General features: G+C 28.4%; 5 protein-coding genes. 3 read left to right on the top strand and 2 right to left on the bottom strand.

Annotated features, from left to right (window positions below):
• Positions 1–410: 410 nt before the first annotated feature.
• The 3 genes from MOSC01_RS0102990 to MOSC01_RS0102980 are packed head-to-tail and all read left to right on the top strand — an operon-like array spanning position 411 to position 3821.
• A complete protein-coding gene (locus tag MOSC01_RS0102990) occupies positions 411–1175 on the top strand; it encodes a glucosamine-6-phosphate deaminase (RefSeq protein WP_010321317.1) in 765 nt (254 codons plus the stop codon).
• Between the two features lie 20 nt (positions 1176–1195).
• Complete coding sequence (locus MOSC01_RS0102985) at positions 1196–2977, top strand: PTS transporter subunit EIIC (protein ID WP_010321316.1); 1782 nt, start codon at positions 1196–1198, stop codon at positions 2975–2977.
• A gap of 13 nt (positions 2978–2990) precedes the next feature.
• A complete protein-coding gene (locus MOSC01_RS0102980; RefSeq protein ID WP_010321315.1) occupies positions 2991–3821 on the top strand; it encodes a class II fructose-bisphosphate aldolase in 831 nt (276 codons plus the stop codon).
• A gap of 391 nt (positions 3822–4212) precedes the next feature.
• Here the strand turns inward: MOSC01_RS0102980 and MOSC01_RS0102970 are convergent, their stop codons facing one another.
• Both MOSC01_RS0102970 and MOSC01_RS0102965 read right to left on the bottom strand, forming a co-directional pair.
• Positions 4213–6627 (bottom strand): DEAD/DEAH box helicase family protein, encoded by a 2415-nt coding sequence (locus MOSC01_RS0102970; RefSeq protein WP_010321313.1) that lies wholly within the window; start codon positions 6625–6627, stop codon positions 4213–4215.
• Positions 6628–6631: 4 nt separating this feature from the next.
• On the bottom strand, positions 6632–8004 hold a 1373-nt coding region (locus tag MOSC01_RS0102965; RefSeq protein ID WP_010321312.1), incomplete at its 5' end, for a site-specific DNA-methyltransferase.

Raw genomic sequence — 8004 nt, 5'->3', positions numbered from 1 at the left:
TTTTTTTTTTTTTTTGCAAAAGGTTAATTTCAAAACTATAAAAATGAAGGTTTTAGGGTCAAAAAATACTGATTTAGGGGTGTTTTCGCATATTTGTATTCACTAGAAAGTGATTTTTTTGCCATCAAACTGACAAACTCGGGAATTATTCCTAAAAATCTAAAGTTGCAATTTTTAACACTTTAAATTCAGCAATTTTAATGTACTTAAATTTGTCTTCAACTGTAAATTTGTATTGTTTCATTTTTGATACACCTTTTTTTAATGTGTCTCAAATTAATATACTAACTTTTTTTAATTTCTTATACTTTTTTTTACTTTTTTTTTTTTTTGTGTGTTTTGATAAAATTATAATTGTGCAAATAATAACAACAACTTTTATTTGCTATTTTAAACTGGAGGACATTAAAATGAAAATATTAATTTTTGAAAAATTGAGCGACCTACACAAATATTGTGCAGACCTTTTTATTGAACAAATTAGAACAAAACCTAATTCAGTTTTAGGTTTTGCAACCGGAGTTTCGCCAATTGAAACTTATAAACTTTTAATTGAAGATCATCGCCAAAACGGGACTTCCTGGGATAAAATTACAACATTTAATCTTGATGAATTTGTCGGAATTGACCAAGATCATCCTGAAGCATTTATCAAACAAATGAAAACTAATTTATTTGACCACGTTAATGTTCCAGTTTCCCAGATTAATATTCCTAACTCAAAAACGAGCGATCTTGAACAAGAAGTAAAGTTTTATGAGCAAAAAATCGCTGAAAATCCGATTGATTTACAATATATTAGTATCGGAATTAACGGCCATATGGCCTATAATGAACCTGGAACACCTTTTAATTCAACAACTCATGTTACTAATTTAACAGATGAGACAATTATTGATATGGTTAAAAAAGGGAAATTTTCCAATTTTGATGAATGTCCAAAACAAGCAATGACAATGGGAGTTCAAACAATTTTAAAATACACAAAAAAAGCAATTATGGTTTCTTTTGGTTTACATAAAGCCAGCGTTACAAAACAAATGTTAGAAGAAAAACCTAATTCAGAAATTACTGCTTCTTTTTTACAATTGCATCCAAATTGTACTTTCATTTTAGACAAAGAAGCTGCCTCTAAATTATCAAAAGAAACACTTGATAAAGCAATTTTTTACTAAAAAAAATTGAAAGGTGTTAAATGACCGTTAAATTTTCTGGTAAAATTAAAAAAATTACTCCAAAGCAAAAATCACATAAATCAGAAAATTCGGTTTTTAATCGGATTTTAAACCAATTACAACGACTTGGAAAATCACTTATGTTTCCAATTGCAGTTTTGCCAATTGCTGCACTTTTATTAAGAATTGGCGCATTAATTCAAGATCCTTCGGCAAATGGTTCTATCGGAATTTCGGAGACACAAAAATTTATCGGGCGACTAATTTCAACTCCAGGTGGAATTGTTTTTGATAATTTGGCAATTATTTTTGCAATCGGAATTTCATTTGGTTTTGCCAAAGATAATCGTGGCGAAGCCGCGCTTGTTGGGGCTGTTGTTTGATACGGAATGACAGCGCTTTTAAAACAAAATCAACTTGCTGAGGCAATTTATTCAAAAGTTTTAGTCGCAGACTCAGGCGAACTTAAAGGTTTAACACAACTTTTGTATTTCCTAAAAGCTGGCAAGCCCGTCTACCAATTAGACTCAGGCGTCATTGGCGGTATTGTTGTCGGAATTGTTGTTGCGTTTTTGTATAATAAATACAAAAACGTTAAATTACCACAGACACTTTCATTTTTTGGTGGCAGAAGATTTGTGCCAATGTTAGGAATTTTATCAATAATTCCGCTTGGCTTATTTTTTGCAATTATTTGACCTTGGGCTCAATATGGACTAATTAAAATTGGCTCAGCTCTTTCGGATCAAAGCGCCAATCGCTATGCGCGGGGATTTTATGTCTCAGTTTATGCATTTCTTAATCGACTCTTGCAGCCTTTTGGACTTCATCATATTTTAAATACTTTTGTTTGATTCCAATTGCCAATTGAAGGTATATTAATTAGTCCTGTTGTTGATTCAGTGGGAAATACCATTGCAAATGTTGGTGATCTTCATACTGTAAATGGAGATATAACTGCATTTAATACCGGAATTATTGGTTCTGGTGGTTTTACAACCGGATTTTTCCCTTTATATTTGGGTGGACTTCCTGGCGCTGCTGTGGCAATGATTTTTGCCGCAAAACGGGAAAATCGGAAAACAATTACTACTTTTTTGGCAGGCGCAACACTTGTAAGTTTTCTTACTGGAATTGATGAACCCCTAATTTTTACTTTTATTTTTATTTCACCACTTTTATGACTTTTAAATGCTTTTCTTACTTCATTAATTTATATGTTCGTGACATGAACTGGAATGAGTATCGGAATTGGATTTAGTGCCGGATTTATTGACTATATTGTCTCTTTCCCACGTTCTTGAGCCTTTGCAAAAAATGCTGGAATTATGGCAAATCCACTATGAATTTGGGCATTTTCAGCAATAATGTTTTTAATTCAAGGCTCAAGCTTTTACTTTTTAATTAAAAAGTTTGATATTAAAACCTTAGGTCGTGAAGACAAAATTGAAACCGAAATAAGCACTAATAATGAAAATTTAGAAGTTGAGAGCACTAAAAAAATAGACCCACCTAATGAAACTATGACGCAAAACACTAATAAAGTTAGTGACCAGTATGAAAAAATGGCGCTAAAATTTATTGAAATTATAGGCAAAGAAAACATTGAAGAAGTCTCAAATTGTGCAACAAGATTGCGACTTATTGTTAAAGATAATAAAAAAGATGAACAGTTAGATGCAAAAATTCTTGCAGCTGGTGGTCGAGGAATCGTTCGTGTTGGCAATAAAGGTTTGCAAATTATAGTTGGCACTGATGTTGAATTTGTTGCCGATCACGTTCGCAAAATAATAGGAAAATAATAATAGGAAAATAATGGCACTTATCGATCCAAGATCTGTATTTTTGAAACTAAATGCAGAAAATAAAGCAATTTTTGCTTTTAATGTTTTAAATTTAGAAACACTTTTGGCCGTAATTAAAGCCGGGGAAATTTCCCAAAAACCTTTAATTATTCAGGTAAGCCAAGGGGCAATAAAATATTCACGCATTGAAATTTTAGCGCCTATGATTTTATCGGCGATTCAAAATTCCTCTGGTAAATTTATTTTTCACCTTGATCACTGTGATGATTTAAATCTTTTTGAAAAATACCTTGAATTTGGTTTTAATTCTGCAATGTTTGATGGTTCAAATTTTCCAATTAATGAAAATATCGAAAAATCACTAAAAGCTAAATCAATTGCTGATAAAAAAAATGTTTTTCTTGAACTAGAAATAGGCCAAATTGGCGGCAAAGAAATTGGTCATCAAGAAAATACTGAACAAATTCTTGAAATTGATAGTGTTAAGAAATTCTACCAAAAAACAGAGCCAGATCTTCTTGCAATTGCTTTTGGAACCGCGCACGGAATTTACAAAAAAAAGGCTAATTTAGATTGAGATTTAGTTAAAAACTTTAAAAAAGACTATAAAATCCCGCTTGTTATGCACGGAACCAGCGGCCTTTCTCTAGAAGAAATTAAAAAAGCAATCAATTTTGGAATTAACAAAATTAATGTTGGCACCGACCTTTTAGTTAGTTTTTCTAATGAAGTTGAAAAATATTTTCAAGAAAATCCTAAAAGTTATGACGTTAGAAAAATTAATCAAAAAGGAATTGAAAAAATGATCCAAAAAGTGCTTTTTTACCTTGAATTATCATAAAATCTTATGATTTTATATTTAATTTTTTCAATTTTAATTGCCATTTTCCTGTTTTTGATTGCTATTTTTCTTTGATTTTACCAAAAGAAACGCAATCAAAACTGATCAGATTTTAAAAAAGAGATAATAAGACTTGTAATTTTTATATTTTTTGTGTTTTCTTTTGTCTTTATAATTTCAGGTTTTTATCTTTTTTTAAAAAAATAACCTAAAAATAAATTTCTACACAAAGTTAGATAAATTTAGCCATTTTCAAATTACTTTCAAATTTGAAAATGGCTTTAATTAATATTTGAAGAATAAAAAATATTTAAGATTTTTTTGTTTGAAAACACAAAAAAAACCTATGAATTATAGGTTTTTTTGATTATTAAGAAAGATCATTTATTATTTATTTTATGATCTCGGTTAAATCCATTCACGGAATAAGATCTCTATTTTTTTCAAATTCTTCATTGTTAATGTCGTTAATATCACTATTTGTTATTTTATTAAAATCAATTTTATCTCGAATTTCCTCTAAATTAGAAGATCCAGCAAAATAAAGTTTTCCCTCGTCAGGTTTAACTCAGCAAACAGCTAAGGTTAAATTTTTTGGATTTATTTGATTTTCTTTGAAATATTGATTATAACTACTTATTAATAATTGGGTTTTTTTAGAATCATAATCTTTATAATTTTTGATTTCAAAATAAAAATAATTTTCATTTTTGCTAACCAAAAAATCAGGATATGATTTTGCAATTTCATTTCCCTTAATGTATTGAAAACCTAATTTAGTATGGACTGGGTTTTTAGCTCAAAAACGAATATTTTGCTTTGTTTTACTAATTCTTATTAATTCTTTTGCAAAAAATTCTTCTGCTTCTGAATCTAACGGAAGATTATCTTTTGATGTTTTGTCATCAATTTTTTCATAGGCAAAAGAATCATTAGTTTTCACCAATTTATCGTTTTCAGAACTACTAAATTCAATTTCTTTAGGCAAACGTTCTTCAAAAATAAGTTTATACTGAGCGTTTTCAACTTGATCTTTAATCGTTTTTTTATAAATTCTAGCAAGTTCTTGACCGTATTTTAACAAAATAATTAAATCTAAAATTTGTTCATTTTTTTGTTTATCTCCTAAAAATTCTTGTTTCATTTGGGCAAAAAAGTCTCAAATTTTAGAAGTAAAATACTTTTTTAAATTGTTTTTAAGTCTAATAATTGCTAATTCTAATTCAATAATGTTGGAAATTTTTGATTTAATTAATCTTGCTGAACCATATTCTTCAGTGTCGATAGAAATAAATTTATTTGCATTATAGTCTTCTTCATATTCTCTCAAACGTTTTTCAAAAGTTCTTTTAACATCTTTCTTCTTAGCGCCATTGTCAAATTCATGTTTAAAATTTTTTCAATATTGTTCATCATTAATTATTTTACTTCTATTTTCAACAGGTGTTCCAGGAAGTTCGATTTGACCTAATATAAATATGTCATTTTTATATTCTTTCTTCAAAAAAAGTTTAAGCACATTTTTATCTTTAGGGTCAACATTACTATAAATAAAATATTCATGAGCAATGGAATTATGTCTTAAATTATACGTAGGACAAGGATTTCTTTTTATTCTACCAATTGTTTGAATACTTAAATTAAATGATGAAATATTTCTAAGTTGGACTAACATGCATGCTCTTGGAATATTTCATCCTGTTGCAGGTCCAATTTTAAAAATTATTACATCAACTGAAGACATATTTCTAGAAATATCACGTAATGTAAAATTAGATTTTTGACGCAAATTACTTTCTTTTTTATTTTGATCAAAATATTTAACTCAACTAAGATTATGTTTTTCGAGTATTTTAATTATTTTTTTAATATTATCATCAAATTTTTGCGCTTTTTGGGCATCTTTTTCACTACTATTGTCAATTTGAATTAGCATTGCGGGGTTAATACCCTCTAAACCTGGCTCTTTAATATTATCATTATATTGTTTTTTAATTTCGTTAAATTTTTTACAAGCTATTTCCAAAATTTCTTCATCATCATAATCTTTACCTATTTCTAAGTCAAGATTATGATTTTTTTTGGTTTTTAAAAGTTGAACGTCATCTTGACTTAAATCCTTTTCAGATAGGTGAACTAATGGCAAATCAGTTTTTGGGGTTGCTGTCATTTTCAATATAAATGATGCATTTAGTTGCATTTTTTCTTCAAACTTTTGGTCTTTTGAAGTAATTTTAATATCAGAACCAATATGAGCCTCATCCCTTATATAAATAAGAATTTGCCCTTTTCGTTTAATTTCGGACAAAAATGCTTCAATTGATCCTTGTTCACGTAAAATAGAATTTGATTTAAAAGATGCTCCACCCATAATAAAAACTGAATCAGGTGAGGCAAAAAATTCATAATTTTTATCAACTTTTGCCGTTCTTTTCAAGTTTGAAGGACTTTCAATTCTCTCTATTTTTAAATTTGCGTTTTTTATAAAAATTTTATATTCGTTAAAACTTTCTTCCATTTGCTTAGGTAATTCAGCACTCGATAATGTTACAATTACAAAAACTAATTCTTTACCAGCATTGGCTTTATTTCATTCAATTAATTTATCAATATAGTTTAGAATCATGAAAGTTTTTCCTGATCCTGTCGGCGCTTTAAAATAAATTGCATTTTTTAGTTTTGCTGGATTTGTTTGGTTTTCATCATTCTGTAATTTTAGCTCAATTTCTTCACTACTAATGAGATATGAAGTTGTTTTTCCAACTAATTGTTCAACGGCTTTAAGTTGAGATTGGGTTAATTCCATAATTTTATGAATCCTTTTCTTGTGGTTTAAGTGCTAAAAGATTATTTAAAAGTTCAATATACCTAGTATTTTTAGTATCTTTATGATTTGAGTCAACTTTAATATCAAAATCTTTAAAAAGTTTTAAAAGTGAATTAACCAAATCATTAAGCCCACTTTCTAAAACAAGTTTACATTTTGAATCAAGTTTACTTTTTGAATCAAAAATTTGAGTATTATAATAACAAATGTCAAAAACTTTCAGGTTTTGCAAATAAGGTTTGTTATTTTTGCTTCAGTCAAATTCTTGATTTTGGGTTCCTTTTCCATTTGAAATTCTAAAAAGTCGCTCATAGGTTACATCTGTTGCGATATTATTTTGATTATTAGTTATCAAAGTAAAGCTTCGTTTTCCTCCATCTTGACGGTTTAAATTCCAAACAGCATGACCAGTTGTCCCACTTCCGGCAAAAAAATCAAGAACTCTTGCATTTTTATTGGGATGAATATTAATTAAATGGCTAATTAGTTCAACCGGTTTGGGAAAATCAAAGATATTTTTACTATTAAAAATTTCTTTGAGTTCTAGGCCGCCATTTAGTGAATAAAAATCACTAATAATATTTTTAAACGGTACACCAGCATCAATTTGTTCAATTTTTTTGGTTCTAGGATTAAATTTTACATATTGATATTGTTTTCGTTTAGCAACCCAGTCACCGTGAGAATTTTTAACAATCTCTATAAATCCTTGTTTTTCCCCTTCGACAAAAGTATCTTTTCCCCAAGTATAACGAGCCGATTCTGGATTGTTTTTATTTAAATACAAAGTAAAACTGGTACCATCAGGAGCCATAATAGGATAATCCAAAGATTTTATATATTGAAATGCGCCAGTAGAGGATGTATGATGAAGGTCAATCAATTTATAATAACCTCTTTGTTCAAAATATTCATCTTTAAGTGTATAACCTAATTTTTTAAAATCTTTTTCATCATATTTTTGGTAATTGAACTTACATTTGTTTAAATTTTTAGCATATGTAAGAATATATTCTGTGTTTTGTGTTATTTTATAATCAAAACTAGTGTTTCCACCCGGACTATTTTTTTTAACTCACACAATATTTGTAACGAAATTTTCCTCGCCAAAAATTTCGTCCATTAAAATTTTTAGGTAAGCTTGCTGATTATCATCAATTGAGATAAAAATTAGGCCATCTTCTTTTAAAAGCTTTTTTGCTAAATTTAGCCGTTCATTTAATAAATTTAGTCAACCGTTTCGTGAATATTTATCTCGATAAATAAATTTTGAAGGCAGAATATTTTCTTTATCATTTGCAATCTGGTTACCTTCATTAAAACTAGCCTGGGTATTATAAGGTGGATCAATGTAAA

Source organism: Mesomycoplasma ovipneumoniae SC01, from assembly GCF_000218525.1.
Classification (GTDB): Bacteria; Bacillota_I; Bacilli_A; order Mycoplasmatales; family Metamycoplasmataceae; genus Mesomycoplasma; species Mesomycoplasma ovipneumoniae_A.
Note: the sequence above shows the minus strand (reverse complement) of the source record. Positions and strands in the feature narration are given on the sequence as shown.